This is a genomic window from Parabacteroides sp. AM08-6, from assembly GCF_003473295.1.
Classification (GTDB): domain Bacteria; phylum Bacteroidota; class Bacteroidia; order Bacteroidales; family Tannerellaceae; genus Parabacteroides.
The window spans coordinates 1-25,933 of sequence record NZ_QRMP01000029.1; the positions used below are offsets into that span (position 1 = coordinate 1).

At 43.4% G+C, this 25,933-nt stretch carries 25 protein-coding genes; 6 read left to right on the top strand and 19 right to left on the bottom strand.

Annotation, left to right across the window (positions count from 1 at the left end; translation table 11 throughout):
* Nucleotides 1-950, bottom strand: a 950-nt coding sequence (locus DW103_RS14605) for a 6-bladed beta-propeller (protein WP_147381220.1), incomplete at its 3' end; no start/stop codon positions are given.
* Nucleotides 951-962: 12 nt separating this feature from the next.
* Entirely contained in the window at nt 963-2,285 is a 1,323-nt protein-coding gene (locus DW103_RS14610) for a 6-bladed beta-propeller (protein WP_122277425.1), read from the bottom strand.
* Nucleotides 2,286-2,619: 334 nt separating this feature from the next.
* On the opposite strand from DW103_RS14610, the gene DW103_RS14615 reads away from it, so the two are divergent.
* The 4 genes from DW103_RS14615 to DW103_RS14630 all read left to right on the top strand — a co-directional run bounded on the left by DW103_RS14615 (nt 2,620) and on the right by DW103_RS14630 (nt 5,930).
* A complete protein-coding gene (locus DW103_RS14615) occupies nt 2,620-3,222 on the top strand; it encodes an HU family DNA-binding protein (protein ID WP_122277427.1) in 603 nt (200 codons plus the stop codon).
* A gap of 113 nt (nt 3,223-3,335) precedes the next feature.
* The gene (locus DW103_RS14620) at nt 3,336-4,082 is read left to right on the top strand and encodes an ABC transporter permease (protein WP_122277429.1); all 747 of its coding nucleotides are present in this window, start codon (nt 3,336-3,338) and stop codon (nt 4,080-4,082) included.
* Between the two features lie 4 nt (nt 4,083-4,086).
* A complete protein-coding gene (locus DW103_RS14625) occupies nt 4,087-4,872 on the top strand; it encodes an ABC transporter ATP-binding protein (RefSeq protein WP_122277431.1) in 786 nt (261 codons plus the stop codon).
* Nucleotides 4,873-4,892: 20 nt separating this feature from the next.
* Entirely contained in the window at nt 4,893-5,930 is a 1,038-nt protein-coding gene (locus DW103_RS14630; protein WP_147381221.1) for a sialidase family protein, read from the top strand.
* 98 nt (nt 5,931-6,028) lie between these two features.
* Here DW103_RS14630 and DW103_RS14635 read toward each other — a convergent pair whose 3' ends face one another.
* The 11 genes from DW103_RS14635 to DW103_RS14690 form a co-directional block, all read right to left on the bottom strand.
* Entirely contained in the window at nt 6,029-8,941 is a 2,913-nt protein-coding gene (locus DW103_RS14635) for a pitrilysin family protein (RefSeq protein WP_122277437.1), read from the bottom strand.
* Between the two features lie 139 nt (nt 8,942-9,080).
* Nucleotides 9,081-10,367 carry a methionine adenosyltransferase gene (gene metK, locus DW103_RS14640; protein ID WP_122277439.1) on the bottom strand — a complete coding sequence of 429 codons (1,287 nt, stop codon included), beginning with the start codon at nt 10,365-10,367 and terminating at the stop codon, nt 9,081-9,083.
* Nucleotides 10,368-10,592: 225 nt separating this feature from the next.
* Nucleotides 10,593-10,784: a hypothetical protein gene (locus tag DW103_RS14645; RefSeq protein ID WP_122277441.1), complete on the bottom strand. Its 192-nt coding sequence runs from the start codon at nt 10,782-10,784 to the stop codon at nt 10,593-10,595.
* A 12-nt stretch (nt 10,785-10,796) separates the two neighbouring features.
* Complete coding sequence (gene folK / locus DW103_RS14650; RefSeq protein WP_122277443.1) at nt 10,797-11,204, bottom strand: 2-amino-4-hydroxy-6-hydroxymethyldihydropteridine diphosphokinase; 408 nt, start codon at nt 11,202-11,204, stop codon at nt 10,797-10,799.
* 18 nt (nt 11,205-11,222) lie between these two features.
* The gene (gene queA, locus DW103_RS14655; protein ID WP_122277445.1) at nt 11,223-12,272 is read right to left on the bottom strand and encodes a tRNA preQ1(34) S-adenosylmethionine ribosyltransferase-isomerase QueA; all 1,050 of its coding nucleotides are present in this window, start codon (nt 12,270-12,272) and stop codon (nt 11,223-11,225) included.
* 37 nt (nt 12,273-12,309) lie between these two features.
* Entirely contained in the window at nt 12,310-13,014 is a 705-nt protein-coding gene (truB, locus tag DW103_RS14660) for a tRNA pseudouridine(55) synthase TruB (RefSeq protein ID WP_122277447.1), read from the bottom strand.
* Nucleotides 13,015-13,046: 32 nt separating this feature from the next.
* Nucleotides 13,047-13,847: an undecaprenyl-diphosphate phosphatase gene (locus tag DW103_RS14665; protein WP_122277449.1), complete on the bottom strand. Its 801-nt coding sequence runs from the start codon at nt 13,845-13,847 to the stop codon at nt 13,047-13,049.
* Complete coding sequence (locus DW103_RS14670) at nt 13,844-14,086, bottom strand: DUF3098 domain-containing protein (protein ID WP_122277507.1); 243 nt, start codon at nt 14,084-14,086, stop codon at nt 13,844-13,846. Before DW103_RS14670 ends, DW103_RS14665 begins: the two co-directional genes overlap by 4 nt.
* A gap of 4 nt (nt 14,087-14,090) precedes the next feature.
* The gene (locus tag DW103_RS14675; RefSeq protein ID WP_122277451.1) at nt 14,091-14,969 is read right to left on the bottom strand and encodes an ABC transporter permease; all 879 of its coding nucleotides are present in this window, start codon (nt 14,967-14,969) and stop codon (nt 14,091-14,093) included.
* Nucleotides 14,970-15,131: 162 nt separating this feature from the next.
* Nucleotides 15,132-16,502: a tRNA (N6-isopentenyl adenosine(37)-C2)-methylthiotransferase MiaB gene (gene miaB, locus DW103_RS14680; protein ID WP_122277509.1), complete on the bottom strand. Its 1,371-nt coding sequence runs from the start codon at nt 16,500-16,502 to the stop codon at nt 15,132-15,134.
* Between the two features lie 409 nt (nt 16,503-16,911).
* Nucleotides 16,912-17,226 (bottom strand): hypothetical protein, encoded by a 315-nt coding sequence (locus tag DW103_RS14690; RefSeq protein WP_122277511.1) that lies wholly within the window; start codon nt 17,224-17,226, stop codon nt 16,912-16,914.
* Nucleotides 17,227-17,825: 599 nt separating this feature from the next.
* On the opposite strand from DW103_RS14690, the gene DW103_RS14695 reads away from it, so the two are divergent.
* On the top strand, nt 17,826-18,194 hold the full coding sequence (locus DW103_RS14695; protein ID WP_122277455.1) for a hypothetical protein: 369 nt from the start codon (nt 17,826-17,828) through the stop codon (nt 18,192-18,194).
* Nucleotides 18,195-18,273: 79 nt separating this feature from the next.
* Nucleotides 18,274-19,770 (top strand): acetyl-CoA hydrolase/transferase family protein, encoded by a 1,497-nt coding sequence (locus DW103_RS14700; protein ID WP_122277514.1) that lies wholly within the window; start codon nt 18,274-18,276, stop codon nt 19,768-19,770.
* A gap of 66 nt (nt 19,771-19,836) precedes the next feature.
* On the opposite strand, the gene DW103_RS14705 is transcribed toward DW103_RS14700, so the two are convergent.
* From DW103_RS14705 to DW103_RS14730, 6 genes are read right to left on the bottom strand one after another with little or no spacing between them, the layout of a single operon-like run.
* Nucleotides 19,837-20,523, bottom strand: coding sequence for a hypothetical protein (locus tag DW103_RS14705; RefSeq protein WP_122277457.1), 687 nt, complete (start codon nt 20,521-20,523; stop codon nt 19,837-19,839).
* Nucleotides 20,524-20,532: 9 nt separating this feature from the next.
* Nucleotides 20,533-20,994, bottom strand: a complete 462-nt coding sequence (locus DW103_RS14710; protein ID WP_122277459.1) for a 6-bladed beta-propeller — start codon at nt 20,992-20,994, stop codon at nt 20,533-20,535.
* 55 nt (nt 20,995-21,049) lie between these two features.
* A complete protein-coding gene (locus tag DW103_RS14715) occupies nt 21,050-22,987 on the bottom strand; it encodes a M48 family metallopeptidase (protein ID WP_122277461.1) in 1,938 nt (645 codons plus the stop codon).
* 11 nt (nt 22,988-22,998) lie between these two features.
* Nucleotides 22,999-23,793: a gluconate 5-dehydrogenase gene (locus tag DW103_RS14720; RefSeq protein ID WP_122277463.1), complete on the bottom strand. Its 795-nt coding sequence runs from the start codon at nt 23,791-23,793 to the stop codon at nt 22,999-23,001.
* Between the two features lie 9 nt (nt 23,794-23,802).
* The gene (gene kduI / locus DW103_RS14725; RefSeq protein ID WP_122277465.1) at nt 23,803-24,645 is read right to left on the bottom strand and encodes a 5-dehydro-4-deoxy-D-glucuronate isomerase; all 843 of its coding nucleotides are present in this window, start codon (nt 24,643-24,645) and stop codon (nt 23,803-23,805) included.
* A gap of 6 nt (nt 24,646-24,651) precedes the next feature.
* A complete protein-coding gene (locus DW103_RS14730; protein WP_122277467.1) occupies nt 24,652-25,851 on the bottom strand; it encodes a glycoside hydrolase family 88 protein in 1,200 nt (399 codons plus the stop codon).
* Nucleotides 25,852-25,933: the final 82 nt, after the last annotated feature.

A 25,933-nucleotide genomic window follows, 5' to 3' on the forward strand; every position in this document is an offset into this window, starting at 1 on the left:
CCTTTTATAAAGAAATAACGGGGAGTTTCATATGCAGGAGACTTTATAAAAAATGAACTATTCACTCCTTCTACTCGCACTTCATAATCAGGATACCACAATTTATTGATATCAGGTTTAGCATCTTCACCATATTTCAAAAAATAACGGGGCGTTATTTTATTGCCTGAAACGGTATTTATCGTATCTGCCAAACCTCCCTCTACCATTAACATAACATCTTTACAACGAGTTATACCTAAACCAAATAGTGGCTGATTATACTTTACAGTAGCAATATCTTTTAGACGATGATAAAGATGCGGTGTTGTATCTATGAAATGTCCCATAGTATCACACAAACTATATCCATATAGTTTATCTTGCATTTTATGTTCGTAAAAACGATAAATATAAATATCGCTCATAGTAACAAAATTATCATCATAATAAAACAAGGATACTATAAAAGGGATTTTACATTTTAAAATATTCCCTTCAAAAATGCCATCATATCCATATCTTTTTAAATAGCGTGTCTTTCCATCATATATATAAACTTTCTGACGAGAAGGATCTGTAGAAATTTCTGAAAGATAAATATACTCTGACGGCCCCTGTCCTACTGAACCTATACGGTTAAGAAAATCACCCTTTTTATTGACGACGACCGCTTTCTCATAATCCGAAATGATTATTTTCTCCGCTTTTTCATCATAATAGCAAGTTTGAAAATTATTCCTTAAATAATTGTTCTGAAGCTTTAACGGTATATACTCGATACTTTCTATAAATGTACTCAAACTGACATTCTCATCTACATCCTGTAATGCTGTAGACAAATCGACTGTTACAGGGTAAGTTACCACCTTATCGAGTGGAGTGGACGGTGACTCTTTTTTGGAAGAAGCAGTATGACCGCTACAACACTGAAAGAATAAACAGATTGGCAATAATAATAGTGTTTTCATATTTGATTATTTTTATTTTGCATTATCCCTCACCTTCATCAACATCAAAACCGGATCATCTTCATCATTCAGGTTCTTCACCAAAGCCTTCAACTTTTCCTGCGCAGCCTTATCCAAAACATCCTTACGGGAAGCAAAATGCTTGTCCGTCAACAATGTCTTCATCGCATAGGCATCTACATAAGCCACCCAATAATTGCCCAAGGAACTGACACTTCCGATATAGGCATCAAAACCTCCATCTATATCATTCCGGAAACCGATATTTACATGTAATTCATTCTCTTTTATTTCAGGAGTATCATCCCTGTATTTTACCGAAAAACTGCGATTCTTATATTTGTCATGGCAGATGATATATTTCTCTCTTTTCCATTCTCCTTTTATAAAGAAATAACGGGGAGTTTCATATGCAGGAGAGTTTATAAAAAATGAACTATTCATTCCTTCTACTCGCACCTTATTATCCGGATGCCACAATTTATTGATATCAGGCATGGTTCCTTCACCATATTTCAAAAAATAACGGGGCGTTATTTTATTGCCTGAAACGGTATTTATCGTATCTGCCAAACCTCCCTCTACCATTAGCATAACATCTTTACAACGAGTTATGTTGTCGGCTATTGGCTGAATATAATTGACAGCAGCAATATCTTTTAGGCGATGATAAAGGTGTGGTGTTGTATCGATTAAATGCCCCAAAGTATCACACAAACTGTATCCATACAATTTATCCTGCATCTTACGTTGGTAATATTCATAAAAATAAGTATTGCTCTTGGTAATAAAGTTATCATCATAATAGAACAAGAAGTGAATAAAAGGAACTTCGCTTTTAAAAACAATCCTTTCAAAAACGCCATCATATCCATATCTTTTTAAACTGCGTGTCCTTCCATCATATATATAGACTTTCTGACGAGAAGGATCCGTAGAAATTGCTGCAAGATAAATATACTCTGACGGCCCTTGTCCTACTGAACCTATACGGTTAAGAAAATCACCCTTTTTATTGACGACGACCGCTTTCTCATAATCCGAAATGATTATTTTCTCCGCTTTTTCATCATAATAGCAAGCCTGAAAATTATTTCTTAAATAATTATCCTTAAGCTTTAATGGTATATACTCGATACTTTCTACAAATGTACTCAAACTGACCTTCTCATCCACGTCCTGTAATGCTGTAGGCAAATCGACTGTTACAGGGTAAGTTACCACCTTATCGAGTGGACCGAGAGCAGATTCATCCTTAGAAGAATCTGAAGATGAACGGCTGTTGCAGCTCAATACGCTGACAAACAACAAAAAAAAGATTGTGAATATTCTCATAACCGAATGCCTTTCTATTTTTTAGTTTAACAAATAAGACCTTCCATGTATCAGTTCAAAAACAATAGACACCCGAAATATACTCTTTTTTCGTAACAATACGAATAAAACGTACCATTTTTTTTCAAAAAACACTCGTGCTTTCGTACAAACCCCTCTTTTCTATCGTATATTTGCATACGAGCAAATTTAGTTTCAACAATTGTTGTTTTCAATTTATACAATTATGTTTTTTCATTTCAATAATTGTATATTTTACTTTCTACAATATGGAACATAAATTTGCACGGTTGCTTTTTGGGAAAAGAACAGTATGAATTAAAAAAAGAATAGTATGAGTTTGAAATTCGGTTGGTACAAAACTCCGGTCCCTTCAGGCCGGGAAGACAAGGAGATACCGCACGCACGCGTTATCCCGCAGGGAACAATCCACACAAATCAGTTATGCAAGATTATTTCGGAGGCCAGTTCGCTCTCGTCGGCCGATGTAAAAGGGGTGTTGGAAGCATTGAACTACTGGATGGGCTTCTACCTGTCGGAAGGAAACAGCATCGAACTGGATGGGCTGGGACATTTTTCACCTACACTGAAAAGCCGGACGACAACGGATGATAACGGAAAACAAAAAGTAACCGTACAGGCTGATAGCGTAGGTTTCAGGTGTGCCGTTTCACTGAAAGAGCAAATCCGGAACACTGATTTGGAAAAGGTTACGCAGAATAAAGAAAAACCGCTATCGCCGGAGGAACGTAAAAAGAATATCCTGAACTTCATCGACAAAAACGTCAGTATCAACAGTACGAAATGCATGGAGATAAACCGCTGTAACCGGCATGTCGCCCTGCAAGACCTGAACGAACTGGAGAATGAGGGCAAAGTGCTGAAAACGGGTAGCGGGAAGCTGATTATTTTCATCAAACCTTACGAACAGGCGTAAATTTCCATCGGCTCACATTCATTTCAAACCAGAAGTATCAGGGATGAAATGAACAGTTGTTCCCATATTTGCGTTATATTTGCAGACCGTAATTGAACCGTAATTTTTTTATAATGAATAAAGCATTACACAGATTTGGTGAATATGTCCTGCTGATGGGAAAATGTATCTCGGTGCCGAACCGATGGAGCATGTTCTTTAAGCAACTGATAAAAGAAATATATAAACTGGGAGTGGATTCACTTTGGATTGTGATTATCATCTCCGTTTTTATCGGAACGGTTATCGCCATCCAGATTTCGTTGAACATCAGTTCGCCGTTGATTCCCAAATTTACAATCGGATATACGACACGTGAAATTATCCTACTGGAATTTTCCTCCTCCATCATGTGTTTGATTTTGGCGGGTAAGGTCGGAAGTAATATCGCTTCGGAAATCGGGACGATGCGCGTGACCGAACAGATAGATGCCATGGAAATCATGGGGGTAAACTCGGCCAATTTCCTGATTTTGCCCAAAATGGTCGGGTTAATGATTTTCATTCCGGTACTTGTGATTTTCAGTATGTTTACCGGGATATTAGGAGGTATTGCCGCCAGTTATTCCACAAGCACGGGGATGACGCCGTCGTCGTTCGAATATGGGTTACAGTTCTATTTCAACGAGTTTTATATCTGGTACTCCATCATCAAATCCGTTGTTTACGCGTTTATCATCTCATCCATAGCCGCCTATTTCGGTTACAATGTAAAAGGAGGCGCGCTGGAAGTGGGTAAAGCGAGCACGAATGCTGTCGTAATGAGCAGTATCATGATTTTGCTCGCGGACGTAATCTTAACTCATTTAATGCTTACTTAAAAAGATGGTTGAAGTCAAACATATTATCAAATCTTTCGAAGGCAGGGTTGTGCTGAATGACATCAGTGCCGTATTCGAATCGGGGAAAACGAACCTGATAATCGGGCGAAGCGGCTCCGGTAAAACCGTTTTGATTAAAAATATCATCGGCTTGATACGACCGGATTCGGGAGAAATCCTATACGACGGGCGCGACCTTATTTCGATGGACAAGCATGATTTGAATATGCTTCGCCGGGAAATGGGTATGTTGTTCCAGGGTTCCGCCCTGTTCGACAGCATGACGGTCCTGGAAAATGTGATGTTCCCGCTGGATATGTTTTCCAACGACACCTTCAAAGACCGTCAGAAACGGGCACAGTTCTGTCTGGACCGTGTAAATCTGTCGGAAGCCGGGCATCTGTTTCCGTCCGAAATAAGCGGAGGTATGATGAAGCGTGCTGCGATTGCCCGCGCGATTGCCTTAAACCCGAAATACCTGTTTTGTGACGAGCCGAATTCCGGCCTGGACCCAAAGACATCGTTGATTATCGATGATTTGATTCACGACATCACCACGGAATACAACATGACCACCATAATCAACACCCACGACATGAATTCCGTGATGAACATCGGTGAAAATATTATTTTCATCAAAGAGGGGGTAAAGGAATGGCAGGGAACAAAAGAGGAAGTTATCACTTCCAGCAACAAAGCGCTCAACGACTTTATTTTTGCATCCGACCTGTTCCGTAAAGTAAAGGAGGTGGAAGAAATTGAGTTGAAAACTGAGCATAAGATACTTTAATCAACTTTAATATCGTATTTATGAAACGTCTACCATGGATTCTACTTTGCTTGCTTATAGTCGGTATTTTACCTGTTGTCGCACAAAAGTTTGATGTGTCAGTAAAAAAAATATGGGACAACGGTTCCCATTGCGCATTTACTTCTTTAATCAAATATGACGGCAAGTTTTATTGTTCCTTCAGGGAAGGAGAAACACACATCTTCGATAAACAAGGGAAGGCAGAAGGAAAGGTCAGGATTTTGGTTTCCGATGACGGTGAAGAATGGACACCGGTAGCATTCATACATAAAGCCGGATATGACTTGCGCGACCCTAAGCTATCCGTTATGCCTGGCGGACGAATGATGGTTATCATAGGCGGTTCCATTTATAAAGACAAGAAACTGGTTGGCCGTGTTCCAATGGTCTCTTTCAGTAAAGATGGAAAATCTTTCACCGAGCCCGTTCCGATTAAGATAGAAGAGAAAGCCAAAAATGGAAACGATTGGCTTTGGAGAGTAACTTGGGAGGGCCCGACCGGTTACGGGGTAAACTATTCATTAGACAAAAACGACGAAGAAGCCCGGATTAGTTTGTTAAAAACGACTGACGGACTAAACTACCAACTGGTCGCCAACCTGGATGTGCCTAATTATCCGAACGAAACAACCGTCCGTATTTTACCGGACAAGAGAATGCTGATGATGGTACGATGTGAAAAAGGAGACCGGAACGGATATTGGGGAGTCAGTATGCCCCCTTATAAAGAATGGAACTGGAAAAAGATGGAGATACGCCTGGGAGGGCCGGATTTTATTTCTTTAGGAAAGGGGGTACTGATTGCAGGTTCACGCTCCCACTACATCCCTTCTTCTCCTAAAACAGCTTTGTTTACAGGTAACGAAGAAGGTAAATTCCAAGAAGTTTTCGTTTTGCCTTCCGGGGGAGACACCAGTTATCCCGGATTACTGGTAGAGGGGGAAGAAGTATGGGTCAGTTACTATTCTTCCCACGAGACTCCAAATGCCTCTATTTATTTTGCCAAGCTGCCTTTATCACTATTTATGAAGAAATAAAAAGCCCGTTGTCCGGGGAAATAAAAAAAGCAGTTAAGGGCGGACCTTAACTGCTTTTTTATTTTACCGGCTTACATATCTGCAAACCGGTTGTACTTTTAGTAACCGAAAATATCCTCCTGGGTCAGTTTCGTAATCGGGCCGAATTTTTCCAGTCCTTTCAGGTCGAGGTCTTTCTCATCACCCAAGACGCAATACGTATATTTACGCCCTTTCACCCATTTTTCCTGGAATGCTTTGATTTCAGCCAAAGTCATCGCCGGCGTTTTCTCGAAAAGCTCTTTACGGCTATCCGTATTCAATCCCAAATCCTGTGCGTCCAAGTAAGACCATAACACACCGTCCTTCGTGATACGTTCCGTCCGCAAACGAGTTATCAAAGCATCTTTAGCCAAAGCGAAAGCTTTTTCAGATTCCGGCATATTGTTGATGATTTCGTCGAAAGCATTCAAAGCATCAATCATCTTATCGTTTTGAGTCGCGATAAACGTACGGTAGACATACGGATATTTCAGCTTGGAAGGTGTAATCAGATACGCTCCGGCAGAATAAGCCAGACCACGTGATTCACGCATTTCCTGGAAGACAATCGCATTCATGCCACCCCCAAAATATTCGTTATACATATTCAACGTAGGCTCGATTGCCGGGTCGAACTTTTCACCCCGGTTGGATACGGCAGAAAAATAAATTTGCTTGGCATCATATTGGGCAAACAGCACTTTATTTTCGGTAGTCTCCAGTTGATTGAAATCGGCAGGAGCCGGAACAGGATTCAATTTATCCGGAACGTTATGATATTTCTTGAGAATATCCAACAAAGCTTTCGACTCTTCGGGACCATAATACAAAATCTTATGTTCGTATGAATTGATTTTGTGGATACGGTCTACCAATTCTTCCGGATTCATACCCTGCAATTCGGCTGTCGTCAATACATTGGTTGCAGCCGATTTCGGTCCCCAGATAGCATATTGTATCAATCTGCTGAAATTTTGTCCCTGGTTCAGTTTCGCATCAACACGTCTTTTCAGGATATCGCCTGCCAGATTTGCATACGCATCTTTGTTGACTTGTGCATCCGCCAGCAATTCTTCGAAGAGCGCCATCGCCTGCGGCATATTTTCGCTCAAACCGCTCAAGGTCACATAAGTACGTTCGGAACCCGGATAAACGCTGAAATCACAAGCCAACTTATAAAATTCTTCATTGATTTCCTGCAAGCTCTTCTTGGAGGTTCCGAGGTATTTCATATATTCGAATGCAGTCCCCATAGCACGGTCATTGTTGTTACCCATATCGAATACATACATCAGGTTGAAAATATCATTCGTCTCATTCTTCTTGTAAAGAACATCGATACCGGACTGCGCTTCCAATTTCTGCATATCCTTGTTAAAATCGAGGAATACAGGCTCGATAGGAGCTACTTGGGAAGCCTGTATTTCTTTCAGGAACAGGCTCGAGCTGTCGCGGTTCATCACAATCGGAGTGATTGCAGGCTTTTCAATTTTCTTTTCGTCCGGGTCTTTTCCTTCTCTCTTATAGATGAGTGCATAATTATCACCAAAATACTTATTGGCAAAATCGACAATCTGTTGTTTGGTAATCTTGCTCATCCGGTCCAGGGAAGCCACTTCGTCTTTCCAATCCACACCATCGATAAAAGAAGAAACAAACATATCCGCACGGCTGCTATTATTGTCCAAACGATACATTTGCGACAATTTATAATTATTGATGGCAGCTTCCAGCAGACCTTCATCGAATTCCCCTTTTTTCAATTTTTCTATTTCAGCGAGGAACAAATCTTTCACATCATCCAAAGTCTGTCCCTGCTTAGGACGTCCACCCATCACAAAAGCATTGTAATCCGACATGCCATAAGTTCCGGCATAACAGCTCAATACTTTCTGTTGTTGCACCAAATCCACATCCAGCAAACCGGCTTTTCCGTTATTGACAATTTCGCCTGTCAGGTTCAATAAATCCTGTTCGGGAGAGGCAGCTCCCGGGAAACGCCAACCAATTGTCACATTTTCGGCATCCAGACCTAAAACTTCCTTCACAACAGGAGCTTTTATCGGCGACTCATGCGTAACCGGCATCTTCGGAAGATTGGGGTTCGGTTTTAAATGTCCGAAATATTTGTTGATTGTGGCAATCATCTGGTCCGGGTCAAAATCACCGGAGAGACAAATCGCAATGTTGTTCGGCACATACCAAGTCTGATGATAATTCTTGATATTTGTGATGGAAGGATTTTTCAGATTATCCTGTGTTCCAAGAACCGTCTGCGTACCATAAGGATGGTCCGGGAAAAGAGCACTCAAGACAGCTTCGTAAACCTTGCGTCCATCGCTGGTCAGTGACATATTCTTCTCTTCGTACACCGTTTCAAGCTCGGTATGGAAACCGCGGATGACGCTGTTTTCGAAACGGTCGGCCTGTATTTTAGCCCAGTTATCCACCTGGTTGGAAGGTATATCCTCCACAAAGACAGTCTGGTCGAAACCGGTATAAGCATTTGTTCCGGTAGCCCCGATAGCAGCCATCAATTTATCGTATTCATTAGGAATAGACAGTTTGGAAGCCTCGTAGGAAACACTGTCTATCTGATGATAAATAGCTTTCCGCTGCGCTTCGTCCGTTGTTTTACGATAAACTTCGAACAGTTGTTCTATCTGGTCGAGCATCGGTTTTTCCAGCTCGTAATTCTGAGTGCCGAACTGCTTGGTTCCCTTGAACATCAAGTGTTCGAAATAGTGAGCCAAACCGGTTGTTTCGGCCGGGTCGTTTTTACCGCCCACACGGACTGCAATATAAGTCTGAATACGTGGAGTTTCCTTATTCACAGTCATATAGACCTTCAATCCGTTATCCAGAGTATAGATACGGGATTTCATTGGATCGTTAGGGACCGACTCGTATTTAAACGGGGAAGTCTCCGTACAAGCAACAGCCAACAAAAAAATAACGGCTAACTGAAGAAACTGAATCGTTTTACGCATAAAAGTTATATTTATTGATTACAAGTTTCAAATATAGAGATTTTAAGTCTAATTGCATTCTCCAAGTTAAAATTTCATTGAAAATAAAAAGGGTACCACCATTTCAGTAGCACCCTTTATTCGCAAAGTTTATAAAAAATCAAATATTAAACGCTTTCTTTACCTTATCAACATAATCCAGCTTTTCCCAGGTGAAGAGTTCGACTTCACAGATAGTAGGTTTCTGATTATAGCGGGAAGTGAAAGTTTTCGTCACCATTTCCGGCTTCCGGCCCATGTGTCCGTAGGAAGCCGTTTCCAGATAGATAGGATTACGCAATTTCAGGCGCTCTTCGATGGCTTTCGGACGCATATCGAACAAATCCCAAATCTTTGCGGCAATTTCGCCATCGGTCATTTTCACATTGGAACGTCCGAAAGTATTTACGAAAATATTCATCGGTTTTGCCACCCCGATTGCATAAGACACCTGTACCAACATTTCGTCGGCAACTCCGGCTGCAACCAGGTTCTTGGCGATATGCCGGGCGGCATAAGCTGCGGAACGGTCTACTTTGGAAGGGTCTTTTCCGGAGAAAGCTCCACCACCGTGAGCACCTTTACCACCATAAGTATCGACAATAATCTTACGGCCGGTCAGACCCGTATCACCGTGAGGACCTCCAATCACGAATTTACCGGTCGGATTTACATGATAAATGATGTCGTCGTTGAATAATGCCTGTACATAAGCCGGATACTGGGCTTTCACACGCGGTATCAGGATACTTTTCACATCTTCGGCAATTTTGCTCTGCATGGCGGTATCGGCTTCCTCCTGGGTGATACCCTTCGGAGCGATAAATTCGTCATGCTGTGTAGAAACGACGATTGTATCGATACGCAACGGTTTGCCGTTATCATCATATTCAATCGTAACCTGGCTCTTGGCATCCGGACGGAGGTAAGGCATCAGGTCGTTTTCATTCTTACGTATTTCAGCCAGTTCCCACAAGAGGCTGTGTGAAAGGTCCAGAGCCAAAGGCATATAGTTTTCTGTTTCGTTCGTTGCATAACCGAACATCATTCCCTGGTCGCCAGCTCCCTGATTGTAAGGGTCTTCGCGTTCCACACCACGGTTGATGTCGCCGCTCTGTTCATGGATAGCGGAAAAGACACCACATGATTTCGCTTCAAACTGGTACTCGCTTTTCGTGTACCCGATTTTTTCGATTACAGCGCGTGCAACTTCCTGCACATCTACATACGCACTTGATTTAACTTCTCCAGCCAAGACAACCTGTCCGGTTGTAACAAGGGTTTCGCAAGCAACTTTCGAGTTCTTGTCGTAAGCAAGGAACTCATCCAGCAAAGCATCCGAGATTTGGTCGGCTACTTTATCGGGGTGCCCTTCGGACACCGATTCGGAGGTGAATAAATAACTCATCGTTTTTTAAAAATTGAAAATCGAATATTGCCGACAGACAATACACAATTGACGGTTAATAAATTAAAAATGGATTGACGAGGGGAATTTGCTTGCCGAACGGCATAAAAAAGAGAGGCTTGTTTTTAGCATTTTTTCCTGTGGTTGCAAGCAATACAAATCTATCCACATCAATTCGTGCACAAAGATAGAAAGAATTGATAATTCGCAAATACTAATTGCGAATTATTTTTTCCTTTTTGTGTTGCGCAGGGCCTTTTTATATTTATACTCCGCTTTCATCTTGGCGGAACCGGACTTATGCGTGCCGCGCAGGAAATCGGCATATTTGATTTTCTTTTCATCCGCACCTTCCTCTTTGGCTTTCTTCTTGAAAACCATCCCGCCTCCGGTTATTATCTTTTCTATATCGTTCATACTATTTTCTTTTTACAATTTACAAATCTCGCCCAACGGCTCCATGACGAACTTTCGTTGGTGCATCAGCGGATGCGGCAGAGTCAGCTCCGGAGTCTGCATCACCACATCGTCATACATCAGGATATCGATGTCGATAATACGGTCGTGATACGCGCCGTTACTTTTCTCCGTGCGCCCCATCTCCTTTTCTATCTGTTGGGTAGCATGAAGCAGTTCCAACGGGGGAAAAGAGGTTTGTAGTTTAACAGCAGCATTCAGGAAATTGTTTTCCGATTCAAAGCCCCAAGGCTCCGTTTCATAGAAACCGGAAAGGGCGAGAACATCTCCCACCCTTTCGGCCAACAACGCTGCGGCTGTCACCATATTCTGTCGTTTATTGCCCATATTCGTACCTAAGCCCAGGTATGCGATAGCCATACTATTTCCTCTTTTACCTTAGATGATGAGCATGGCATCACCATAGGCTCCGAAACGATATTTTTCTTTCAGGGCAACTTCGTAAGCATCCATAATCAAGTCGTAACCACCGAATGAAGCAGTCATCATCAACAAAGTGGAAAGCGGCAGATGGAAGTTGGTAATCATACTGGTAGCAACACTGAAATCGTAAGGCGGGAAAATGAACTTATTGGTCCAACCTTCAAACTCTTTCAAATGTCCGTCCGTACTTACAGCCGTTTCGATAGCCCGCATCACAGAAGTTCCGACCGCACAAATCTGACGGTTGTTATCTTTTGCCGTATTGACAATATCTACCACACCGGCATTGACAACCATCTGTTCGGAATCCATTTTATGCTTCGTCAGGTCTTCCACATCGATTTCGCGGAAATTGCCCAAACCGGAATGAACAGTCAGGAATGCAAACTGACAATCCTTGATTTCCAGACGCTTCATCAACTCCCGACTAAAATGAAGGCCGGCAGCGGGCGCCACTACAGCCCCTTCTTCCGTTGCGAATATATTCTGATAACGAAGTTCATCTTCCGGTTCCACAGGACGGTCGATATATTTGGGAAGCGGAGTCTCGCCCAGGGCATACAGTGCTTTCTTAAATTCATCGTGATTACCATCATACAGGAAACGAAGTGTACGGCCACGCGAAGTCGTATTATCGATAACTTCGGCAACCATCGAGTCGTCCTCTCCGAAATACAATTTATTGCCTATACGGATTTTACGGGCCGGGTCGACCAGTACGTCCCACAAACGCAAATCTTCGTTGAGTTCGCGCAACAGAAAAACCTCTATGCGTGCACCTGTTTTTTCCTTATTTCCGTACAGACGGGCAGGAAACACTTTGGTATTATTGAAGATAAATACATCTTTCTCACCAAAATACTGTAAAAGGTCCTTAAACGTTTTATGTTCCATTTCACCGGTTTTACGGTTAATAACCATCAAACGGGATTCATCCCTGTTTTTTGTCGGATGGAGAGCTATCAACTCTTGCGGTAAATTAAATTTGAATTTCGAAAGCTTCATAATGCAAATTCTATTTTATTTCTATTTTTATCTTTTATCATTCAGTCTTTACAACTTCCGCATTTTCATCCAGAAATGCGTCTATATCATCCGGTGACATGCACTTATCCAATGTGACGTTGCCGATACGGGTACGTTCCAAGGCTATCAGGTGAGCACCGGAATGCAAAGCTACCCCTATATCGCGTGCCAAGGCACGAATATAAGTTCCTTTACTGCACACCACCCGTATTTTGATAACCGGCAGGTTGCATTCGAGCAATTCCATCTCATCGATAACCAAGGTTTTCGACTTCAGTTCAACTTCTTCACCCTTGCGAGCCAGCTCATAAGCACGTTTGCCGTCCACCTTGCAAGCGGAAAACACCGGCGGTATCTGTTGTATCGTCCCCACAAACGACTGCAAGACTTTCTCTACCTCCTCACGGGTAATATGTTCGGTCGGATAAACCCCGTCCACCTCTTTTTCCAAATCAAAAGAAGGAGTTGTTTCCCCCAGTTTCAGGGTAGCAACATACTCTTTTGTCTGGTACTGAAATTCATCTATTCTTTTCGTCGCCTTACCGGTACAAACAATCATGACACCTGTGGCCAACGGGTCGAGTGTTCCGGCATGTCCGACTTTTATCTTTTTCACTTTCAGTTTGCGCGTCAACTTATAACGAAACTTGTTTACAAGGTCAAAAGACGTCCACTTCAAGGGTTTATTAAAAAAAAGTACTTCTCCTGCTATAAAATCCATTCCTGTTACAATTAGGATAAATGCTTTCGCTTTTAATTAAGTAAGGTACAAGCGATTGTTACGGCTCCGACAATCGCACAATAAATCGCGAAATAAATCAACTTCCCATTTTTCACGACATTAATCATCCATTTACATGCGATACAGCCGGAAACAAACGCAGCCAGAAAACCGACAGCCAGCGAAAGTGCAGGAATATCACCCCCGATATTCTCCCCCTTAAAAACTTTCAATATATCCAACAAGGCTTCTCCCAAAATAGGAGGTATCACCATCAGGAAAGAGAACTGGGCCAGTTTGGCTTTATTATCACCTAACAATAGACCCGTAGCGATTGTTGTCCCCGAACGGGATAAGCCCGGCATCACGGCACACGCCTGTGCCAGGCCGATAATAAAAGCATCCTTTAGCGAGATATTTTCTTTCCGGCGGGGCTTCGCGTAGTACGAGAAACCGAGCAAAGCCGCTGTAAGCAACAACATGCACCCCACAATCAACAATCCCGAACCAAAAATATCTTCGACGTAATCCTTAAAAAATACGCCCACGACACCAATCGGTATCATCGATACCAGGATATTCGCCACATAGCGCGTTTCCGCGTTCATCCGGAACTTGAACAGGCCGCGGAAAATCCATTCTATTTCTTTCCACAAGACGACCAGCGTACTCAATACGGTCGCCACGTGGACAACGATTGTGAACGCCAGATTTTCTTCCCCCTCAATACCGAATAAAGCAGACCCGATTGCCAGATGTCCGCTACTGCTGACCGGCAGATATTCCGTTAGTCCTTGTACAATGCCAAGCACCAAGGATTCAAACCAATTCATTCTGCCAGTTCTCTGCTTTTACTGTTTTTCAAAATACCGAAAATCATCAGGATAAAGCCGACCACTGTCACTACCGGAGCAACAACGATGCGACGAGTACTGAATATTTCAGGATTGAAACCCGTCGGTTCCTGCGAACCGCCACCACTCATCAATACAAAACCTATTGCTATCACTGCTATCGATGCAATAATCAGAATAAAATTCTCTTTTCCAAATGCGAAATCTTTCTTAGCCATACTTTTATATATAATATAATTTATCAACACCCATGCGCAAATACTTGTTTACAGCCAACACCGTAGCCGCCACCGACAACAAGATACCCATTATCAAAACGCCGGCATACACAACCAGCAATGCATTCAAGTCCAGAAGCTGAATAAAGCCCGACAACTCGTTCTGCAAATAATATAACGCACCGGTAAGCAATAATATTGCCAAGATAGATGCAAAAATACCACTTACCACATTATAACGTACAAAAGGCCGCCGGATAAAAGCAGGCGTAGCCCCCACCAGCTTCATGGTGTGTATCAAGAAACGCTTGGAATAAATCAGCAAACGTATCGTATTACTTATCAATACAAACGAAATTGCCATCAACACAACGGCCAGCGTAAGCAATATCAGGCTGACGCGCCTCATATTATCATTCACCATCTGCATCATATCCTTCCGGTAGAGAAGGTCGGATACGGAGGTATAGTTTTTTATCTTTTTCTCTATCAATTGCAGGCTGTCGGGATTGGCATAATCCGAATACAGCTTCACCTCGATAGAAGCCTGCAAGGGATTGAAGCCCAAGAATGTTTCGGGATTTTCGCCCAATTCCTCTTCCAGTTCCTTCGCCGCCTGTTCCTTTGAGATATATTCGGTAGATTTGATAAAGGGCAACGCGTTCAACGACTTCTGCATCGTCTTGATATCCGCCTCTTTTTGATTATCTTTCAACACAATGGAAAAGGAGATGTTCTCTTTCACATAAACGGAAAGCTTATTTCCCAGCAATCCCATCAAAAAAATCAGCCCCAACAGAAATAGTACCAGCGCGATACTAACAATGGAGGTCAAGCGGGAATGAAAGAAAGAAACAGAACTAACCTTTTTATTTTCAGCCATTAGACGTTACCTTATCGTTGTTGAATAAAGTGAGGAGATGCGTCCGGACAACACATCTCCTAATTTTTCTGCAAAAGAACGAATAATTTATGGAATAGCAGTTACTTTACAATTCTTTAACTACATTTACAAAAACACAATTCCCTTACAGACAGCCGGAAGCTACTCCAAAGGTTCCCCGAAAAGGGTAGCGGAAGAGGCCCGGTTGATACGCACCTTGATGAACTGCCCCACATGATAATTCCTTTTGTCGAAAATAACGACCTTATTCTGGCTGGTACGCCCGAATAATTGCTCGCGCGAACGCTTGGAGAAGCCTTCAATCAAGACTTCAAACACCTTCCCGATATCCCGTCGGTTGCTGGCCTCCGAAAGCTGGTTCTGCAAATCAATCATACCTTGCAGACGGCGTACCTTCTCCTCTTCGGAAACCGTGTCGGGAAGATGTTTTGCAGCATACGTGCCCGGACGTTCGGAATATTTGAAAAGAAAAGCACTGTCGTAGCCCACTTCGCGCATCAAGGAGAGCGTTTCCTGATAGTCCTCTTCCGTCTCGGAATGGAAACCGCAGAAAAGGTCGGTCGAGATGGCACAATCAGGAATAATCCGGCGAATGGCGGCAATCCGGTCCAGATACCATTCGCGGGTATATTTGCGGTTCATCACTTTCAGGATACGGGAACTGCCCGACTGAGCCGGAAGATGGATGTACTTGCAGATATTATCGTGGGCGGCAATCACGCGCAAGGTATCATCACTCATATCTTTCGGATGGGAAGTTGTGAAACGGACACACATTTCCGGGACTTCCCGCGCCACACGTTCCAGCAACACCGGGAAGGTGATTGCCTCTCCCTCCTTCTCAAAAAGGTAAGAGTTGACATTCTGCCCCAACAGCGTCACTTCTTTAAAACCTTTTTCGCGCATATCACGTATTTCGTTCAAAATACTTTCGATGTCGCGACTCCGTTCGCGTCCCCTCGTATAAGGCACGATACAATAGGTACAGAAGTTATTACACCCGCGCATGATGGAAACAAAGCCGGAAATATTCACCCCCGCCAATTTCAGAGGAATGACGTCTTTATACGTTTCCTGCGTGGAAAGCTCCACATTGATTGCCTTCTCCCCATGCTCGACCGCTCCTACCAGATTCGGCAAATCCATGTAAGAGTCCGGCCCGACCACCAAATCGGCATGATGCACTTGGATAAGTTCCTCTTTTACCCGCTCGGCCATACAGCCCAACACACCGACAATCAGCGACTTCTTTTTCCGTTTCAACGACTGGAAATACTGAAGACGCCCGTAGATTTTCTGTTCGGCATTGTCGCGCACCGAACAAGTATTGACGAAGATGGCATCCGCCTCTTCAATCTTTTCCGTCAGGGTGTACCCGTCCATCTGCATGATGGAGGCTACGACTTCGCTGTCGGCCACGTTCATCTGACATCCATACGTTTCGATGAACAATTTCTTTTCACCCACTAAGGATGAGGATTTTAAGTCCTCTCCGTTGTTTTGCTTACTCATCATGTAATATTAATAAAAGTTAAATAACAGCTTTTTTGAAAAATAAAAGCAGAAACACTTGCACAGTTCAAATCCCGGCTTTATATTTGCATTCGAAAAACGTAAATTTTTTCATAGTTAAGGTTTTGGTTAAATCGAATAAGGGTGGCTGCGAAGTTACCCTTATTTACTTTTATACCGTTTGTATTTTTTCTTTCTCCCATTGCTTCCCAATTTTTCATCCGAAAATAAATCCCCGTTCTTATACTATCAGTTTTATAAAAATCTCGCAAAGATAACTTCAAACTTCCACTTCTCAAAATGCCACCTTGCAAAAAGGATGGAGGATTATTCGATACAACTTAAAATCAAACACCCCCGGTTCTCGCAAAGGAAAACCGAGGGTGCCAAATTTACAAATTAAATCAGCCTATTTCACTTCTTCACCTTTCTCGTTGAAAACGACACTACTTTCAGTTCCTTCTTTTGAAGTAATAACTAATTTATAGGTTTTCGCTCCATCTTTCTCTGCAACAGAAGCTTCTTTTATAGTCTGATCAGGATAAGCTTTTTCCACACCAGTCTTTACAACTTCGGGAATTTCAGAGATCTCAATCTTCGTATACTTATCCTGGGTTGCTTGTGAGCAACATGTTTTCACTGAATCTTCACTCGTTTCTAATGCACTTGCACTAACGCAACCTACACCCAACATCACTGCCATTACTACTAATACCTTTTTCATGACTTTCAAATTTTTAATTAAACAATCTTTTTGTATAGCTATACCATCATAAGTATTACAACACACGTACCAAAAGCACACGATTCCGCCCAACATTCTATATATTAACAAATTAGCAATACTAAGCAAGAAATCGAATTGTAGAATTGAGGAAACAGATTGTAGATTATTGATGAAATATTCCACGAATATGAATACTACTCCTTTTTTATGAAAGAGAAGAAAGAGCCATCCACCCGGAATACGATCTGAACATTCCCGGCAAATTTCCAGTGCCACAGGCATGGCACTGGAGTGTCAAGCTGATGGCACTGGAATGCCACACGAGTGGCACTACGATGCCAAGCGGATGACATTGTAAGTTAACAATTTTAGTTGACCACTATCAGTCTTATATATAAGGCAGGTTGACTGGGTTAAAACTAAATAATAATAATGGTTGACTTTTTTCTTGCTTATCCCTGAATGAGGTTCCTCCGAGCAATCAGACTGTGTCAGGGTAAAAGAAAGTGGGCAAGATAACTTTTCATTTATTTTAGACAAACATTTTTTTCTTCAAAAATTTATTCGTTATTTCGAAGAGCAAAACAAATAGAATTATGGGAAACGAGAACATCGGCGATTGGCTACAAATCCTCTTTCTGGCAGTTATGGGAATTGGCAGCCTATTAAGTGTGAAAAAGAAAAAGAAACGTCCGCGCAAAATCCCGAACCAACCGGACTGGGACATCATCGTAGAGGAGACAGAGCCGGTAATCACCCCTCCCGTCCCATCGGTTCCACCCGTCAAGACTCGTACCCCAATCCAGGTAACCGAACGGAAACAATACAAGCCGCCAATGCCCGCAAAGGCAGAAACGACCTCTTTTGCGGAAGAAGAGAACGGTGCGGCTGCCATCGAACTGAAAAACGCAGCGGACCTCAGGAAAGCAGTTATTTATGCTGAAATACTGAACCGTAAGTATTAATCTATCTTCTTTTTTAATACCTTTGCCCCCGTTAAGCTGAATGACAGGCAATAAACTTAATATAACAACAAATAATATCATGGCATTAAAATTTATCACAGCTGAAGAAGCTGCCTCATTCGTACATCATAATGACAATGTGGGTTTTAGCGGATTTACGCCTGCCGGATGCCCCAAAGTAGTATCCGGAGCCATCGCAAAAAAAGCAATGGAAGAGCACGCGAAAGGCAATCCTTTCCAAATCGGTATGTTTACCGGAGCCTCTACCGGCGACAAGCTGGACGGTGAACTGGCCCGCGCAAACGCTATCAAATTCCGTACCCCGTATCAGTCGAACAAGGATTTACGCGCTTTGCTGAACGCTCACGGCGCCCAGTATTTCGACATGCACCTTTCCGAATTGGCTCAGGACTTACGTTATGGTTTCTTAGGCAAGGTTGATGTTGCCATAGTAGAAGCCGCCGACGTAACGGAAGACGGCGAAATCGTTCCGACCAGCGGGGTAGGTATCCTGCCGACTATCTGCCGCATGGCCGACCGTATCATCGTGGAACTGAACTGCCGCCACCCGAAAGAAATCCGTGGCATGCACGATATTTACGAACCCGCCGACCCTCCTTATCGCCGCGAAATTCCTATCTATACACCGTCAGACCGTATCGGAAGCAACTGTGTAAAGGTTGACCCGGCTAAAATTGTCGGTATCGTCAAAACCGACGAGCCGAACGAAGGGGGTAAATTTGCTCCGCTGGATGATGTAACAATGGCTATCGGCCACAATGTAGCAAACTTCCTGGTGAGTGAAATCAAAGCCGGTCGTCTGCCGAAAGAATTTGTTCCGTTGCAAAGCGGTGTGGGCAATGTAGCCAATGCCGTACTGGGTTGTATGGGCGAAAACAAAGATATTCCGGCATTCAATGTCTACACGGAAGTTATTCAGGATGCGGTTATTGCATTGATGAAACAAGGGCGTGTTAAATTTGCCAGCGGTTGCTCCCTGTCTGTAAGTAATGAAGTAATTCGTGAAATCTATGCAAACCTGGATTTCTTTAAAGATAAAATTCTGCTTCGTCCGCAGGAAATTTCCAACAATCCGGAAGTGGCCCGCCGCCTGGGGTTGATTGCCATCAATACGGCCTTGGAAGCTGACATCTTCGGAAACATCAACTCTACCCATGTGTCGGGTACACGTATGATGAACGGTATCGGAGGTTCGGGTGATTTTACCCGTTCGGCTATGTTGTCCATCTTCACCACTCCTTCTACAGCGAAGGAAGGCAAGATTAGCGCATTCGTTCCGATGGTTTCCCACTTGGACCACAGCGAACATTCCGTAAAGATTATCATCACCGAATATGGCGTTGCCGACTTGCGCGGAAAATCACCTATCGAACGTGCACATTGTATTATCGACAATTGCGTTCATCCGGACTACAAACCGTTGCTGGAAGAATATCTGGCAATGGGCGTCAAAGGACATACGCCGCAAAACCTGAAATGTTGTTTCGCATTCCACGAAGAGCTGGCCGCCAGCGGGGATATGCACAATGTTGATTGGAGCAAGTATAATAAATAATAGGGGGTAACTACCCGAAAAAACGGGTCCTGAGCCATATTTTTTCGCTCAGGACCCGTTTGCTTTTTATTGCAGGGTGGTTAATACCAAGAGGGGATTGTCATCTTCTTTCATTGTTTCGACGATTGTTTTCAGCTCTCCGGAAAGTTTATTGTCTTCAAGCTGTTCCTTCAACTCTTTCGTCGTGTACAAGTCCATGATAACATTGTCCTTATTCGTTCCGAAATCCATGACAAACTCCTGATTATTCCTATCAGCCAGACGAGTTCTCAAAATCGTTCCGTTTTCCTTATTTATCAAATAGCGGAAAGGGGGGAAAGGAATATCACTTATCAGAATACTTGCATACTTATCGGTTTCAAATTGCAGATAGGGAACTGTTTTTACTGCATCTTCCGACAATTCCGCATTCAAAGGTTGCTGAACATAGCGGGGCTCCAATTCGCATGTTTGAGTGTTCAAGGCAAATATAGTATCCGAAGTTGCAGAACATAAAACAATCCTGTCTTTACTACGTTCCACACGGGCAAACAAACCTATATTTACCATCAAATTATGGCTATCTACTTTCCGTTCCGGGAGCAAATCCTTCAATTTTTTCCCGTTCTTCAGAGAACTGAGAAATATGCGCGGGCCAACAGTCGGTTCATTCGTACAACAGACAGCCAGACTATCATTCACAACAGCAAAACGGTCACAGTATTGCTCGTTTCGGAGGCTACGTTTATATTTCCCGTCGTAGTCGTAGACCATTATCCGTTTTTATGCAAAATCCAGTAGGAAAACCTCCTGGCTTGTTTCCAGCACATCAAAAAAGCTACCGGATGCAAATTCAGCTGGTCCACCACCTCTACGCCCTATAGTGTTTAAGAATTTTCCCGATGAAGAGAAATGGAAAACGGCTTCCCCGAATGAAAGGAAAATATCGTTATCCGTCAGATGTATGCCGCCAAAAGAACGCTTTGCAGGAAGCAGAGAGGCTTCCGTTGTCTCCAACTGCAAATATCTCACTGTGCCTATATCTTGCAGAAAGAGTTTGTCGGGAGAATCATAATTCTCCTTTTTATCTATCCGGATAGGATAAGAGATTTGCACAACCTGAACTTCCTCTTTTTCAGAAGCTACTTCCACGTCTTCATTTACATTCTTTTTGTTCTGACATTGCGTAAACAAAAAAGCGACGGATAAAAGAAATAATAAAGGATAAACCGAATGTTTTTCCATAATCCATTCATATTAAATTATTTAATCCAAACCACAAAAAAAGGACAAAAGTAATTTACCATTCGTCAGGACCGTGGTCATGCCCGCGAGCTCTGACAGGCCGCTCACTATAAGGAGCCTCTTTGCCTGCGTGTATGGCATACAACTGCCGGGCAGAAGCCATCATAGCTTCGGTTTGTTCCCGATAAGGACGGTTGGTGACATCGATACAACCGCAGTTATAATTTTCCCCATCCATACGTCCCAATATATCCTGGTCGTTCCACGTAAAATAAGCAGTCCCTATCAATGCAGGATGGGAATAACCATTCTCCACATAATAACGATAAGCCACACCCCGTTCGCGCTGGGAATCAACTTGCCAGAGAGATTGGCCTTGCCCCCTGTCGACCGAACCGAAATGAAATTCCCCGATAATCATCGGCAAACCAGATTCTTTAAAAACTCTATCCATCATAGCCTTATCCGGGGCAAGTGCATAACAATTGAAACTAATTACATCGAATACTTGGCTGCAAATAGATAATAATTCACCTTTCACGGCATGAATATCGCCAAAACGGTATCCCAAATTCAAATGGTTCGGGTCCAATTTCAGTTGCATCTCTTTCACGGCCTCAATATAGCGGCGAAACGAATCATAGACAAAGTCTTTACGGACTTCCGGCGTATCACCATTTGCTGTCAGATACTGCTGCAATGCCGTCTTTATCGCCCGGTCGCGTCCATCAAGAATCAACTGGCATACACGCTGTTCCTGTCCAACCCACACCGGTTCATTTCCGACAAAGTAGCCTATCAACCAAGGATTATCACGGTTAGGTTCGACAGAACGACGCAAAGATTGTTCCAGTTCCTGCATGAAGTTGGCTTCATACACATCGCCAAGTCCCATCAAATCAGCAGCTATCCCGGCAGGATGCATCGTACATGTAAAAGCCTTGCGATTCATTTGCTCCAAACGTCTGTCCGACCAGTTTCCTATAGTATTTACGCCCCATTTATCCATCCGTTTAAAAGTCATTTCAGCCGCCGCCTTAAAAGAATCTTCTCCGTAACGACGTTCCAAATTCCATTGGTCGTAGTTTGCAACCATCCCATCACGCGAATCAGTATGCCTGATGAATTTTTCCGGCGGCAATTGTTTCAACATTCCGTCACGCCGTTCGACATTACGAACGCTCCCCCCTCCTGAATTATATACACAATCCACTCCGACCGACAAAAAGAGATAGCCTTCCGGGTCAACAAACCACCAACGCCCATCGATACATTCCGTACGGAAAAAGCCGGTAGCCTTGACCTGATGCGCCTTATAACCTCCGTATTTGGAATAGCCGTAAAGTTCTTCTTCCGATACCTTTTCCTGTTCTTCAGCCTGCCAAGCGGCTTGTAAATCTTTCAAAGTATGGACCTTCCCGTCGTAATCAACAAGATTAGACTGCCCGAACTCATCCAATGCCGGTTTGTCACCCAAATACGCATCCCCCGGGTCCTCAACCGCGAGTTCTATATTCCGTATTTCTATCGATTGATTTCCTATGGGAGCACGCATCCTTGCCCCAATGGAGTCTACACCGGTCATAGGCCCTGTATTTCCCCCGATATTTATCCATCCTGTGTAACGAGGCTGATTGTAAGTCGCCGCCATATCAACGGCCGAAGCGGGAGGTTGGCTAAAGAAACGGACAGGAATGGCCAATCGGTTCCATTGCCCCGGGACATAAGAATGTATACGTACTTCATCATACCCGTGCGATGTATTAAAACCTAAAAAGAAACGTTGTGAAGTAGAAACCTTCATTTCCACCACGACATAATTATAACCTTCCCAATCCTCCGGCATAGAAGGGTTCAAATCACAAATTGCAATCTTACCACCCGACATTTCGCGCGAAGAATCGAAATGAATTACTTTCGTATCTGTAGTACATGCAACAACAGATACACCAATCGATAACGACAAGAATAAGTTAAATAAGGAAGATTTCATAATGTATAATTTTAACTGGGTTGTTTACCGATATAAGCCAATATTCCGCCATCCACATAGAGAATATGCCCGTTCACAAAGTTGGAAGCGTCGGAGGCAAGAAAGACGACAGGTCCCATCAAATCCTCCGGAACTCCCCAACGGGCAGCCGGTGTTTTCGAGATAATAAACGAGTCGAACGGATGGCGGGAACCATTTGCCTGCGGTTCACGCAAAGGAGCGGTCTGCGGGGTGGCTATATAGCCCGGCCCGATGCCATTGCACTGGATATTATATTCGCCGTATTCGGAAGCGATATTCCGGGTAAGCATCTTCAAACCACCTTTAGCAGCGGCATAAGCGGAAACTGTTTCGCGTCCCAGTTCACTCATCATGGAGCATATATTGATAATCTTTCCATGTCCTTTCTTTATCATGGAGGGAATAACGGCTTTCGATACGATGAAGGGAGCATTCAGGTCAATATCCACCACCTGACGAAAATCTTCCACGCTCATCTCAATCATCGGGATACGCTTGATAATACCGGCATTGTTCACTAATATATCGATGATACCCAATTCTTTTTCAATATCGGCAATCATCGCCTTCACCTTATCTTCACGGGTCACATCGCAGATATATCCTTTTGCCTGAATACCCAAAGCGGCATAGTCCGCCAATGCTTTTTCAAGATGCTCCTTACTCCGGCAATTAAAAGCTATTCTTGCCCCCGCTTCCGCAAGTGCCTGAGCCATAGCGAAGCCGATACCATAAGCCGCACCTGTCACCAATGCAACTTTTCCTTCCAACGAGAAATTAATCATAACCGTATCTTATTTCAAATCTGTAATCAAAGAGAAATCCTGGTCGCCATAGTCCAGATTTTCACCCCCCATTCCCCAGATAAAGGTGTAATTATGAGTGGCAGCCGCACTATGGATAGACCATTCGGGAGATAAAACAGCCTGCTCACTCTTCATCCAGATATGACGTGTTTCATCCACCTCACCCATAAAATGACAAATAGCCTGCTCTTCAGGAATATCAAAATAGAAATAAGCTTCCATACGACGGCTATGAACATGTGCCGGCATTGTGTTCCAAACGCTACCAGTCCGCAATTCCGTCATTCCCATCTGCAACTGACAGGTAGGCAACACCTGATTGACTATCATTTTATTGATATTCCGTTCGTTGGATGTTTCCAGAGACCCCATGGCGGCCACTACGGCATCCGATTTCGTAATTTTCTTATCCGGATAGTTACGATGAGCAGTGGTGGAATTGAAATAGAATTTGGCTGGCGTTTCGGCTACCGGGCTGATGAATGACACCTCCCTGTCGCCGGAACCCAAATAAAGGGCCTCTTTATAGTTCAATTCGTACACAACATCATCGACTTTCACGACACCCGGACCTCCTACATTGAAAATTCCAATTTCACGGCGAGCCAGGAAATTAGGAGCTTTCAACGGGTCTATCGCCTCCAAAGTCAACTGTTCACCGCAGGGCATAGCACCCCCTACTATCATACGGTCGTACATGGAATAAACCATGTTGACCTCATTCCGTGCAAACAGCTTTTCAATCAGAAAATCGCGCCGGAGACGCTTCGTATCATAGTGCTTTGCATCTTCAGGATGCGCGGCGTAACGCAATTCATAATTTGTCTTCATACGTATTTATTTATCATTTAATCTTTTCAGCCTCATCAATGCTTCCACATAATAATAGTCAGCATAACTAAGGGGGACATCCACCTCACTGTTTCCCGGCAGATGACCGGTAGAATGCATCAATGCAAAATTACAGTTCGTACCCTGTTGCGCCAAATATTCAGGGGAGGAGAGCGAACGCAGTTGACGGATAGCGAAATTCCGGTATTCTTCCGCTTTTTCCCCTTTATCCAGCTGGCTCAACTCCAACAAAGCCGATGCCATGATAGCTCCGGCGGAAGCATCACGCGGTGTATTGGGAATATCGGGTGCATTGAAATCCCAATAGGGTATTTTATCGGCAGGCATATTCGGATGATGAATGAGAAAATCGGCAATGTGCCGGGCCTGTGCCAGATATTCAGGCTTACCAGTTTCGCGTGCCATCATGGTATATCCATAAAGGCCCCATGCCTGCCCACGTGCCCAAGCGGACTCGTCGGAATACCCCTGATGCGTCATTTTCACATGCGCCTGTCCCGTAATCGTATCATACGAAACGACATGATAGGAGCTATAATCGTCGCGGAAATGGTTTTTCATCGTAGTGTTGGCATGTGTGACGGCAATATCGCGGAAACGATTGTCCCCTGTAGCTTTCGAGGCCCAAGTCAGCAGTTCCAGGTTCATCATATTATCGATAATCACCGGATACTGCCACTTTCCTCCGTTTGTATTGTCCCAGGAACGGATAGCCTGTATCAGCGGATTAAAACGGGTGGAAAGTGAAGAGGCTCCTGTTGTCAAAACTTCCTTATAAGCCGGATTTTGCGTAATGCGATACCCGTTACCGTAACTACAATTCAGCATAAAACCAACATCATGGTTGTTGGTCACATACTGTACTTTCTCCAAACGCGCGGTAAACAATTCAGCATATTTCTTCAATTCCGGAGTCGGATTATTCTCATACAAGTACCAAAGTTCGCCGGGGAAGAAGCCGCTGCACCACCAATAGCAATTACTGGTTTCCAGCTTGCCGTCTTTGATTGTTTTCGGCAAACGTCCCTCCTGCTGCTCCAGTTCTTCCGCCATCGACAAAGCCTGCCGGGTCGAAGCCTCCAAGCCCCGGGCAATCATCTTCTCCAAAGGCTCTTCTTTCGGTTGCAGTTGACAAGCGGCCAGTAATGTTACCGCTAACATGGATATGTTTAAAAGTTTATTCATATAAATAAAAGGATTAACTTGTTTCGAAGCAAATATACAGGTTTATATGGAAGGAATGACATATTTCGATAGAAAACAAGTA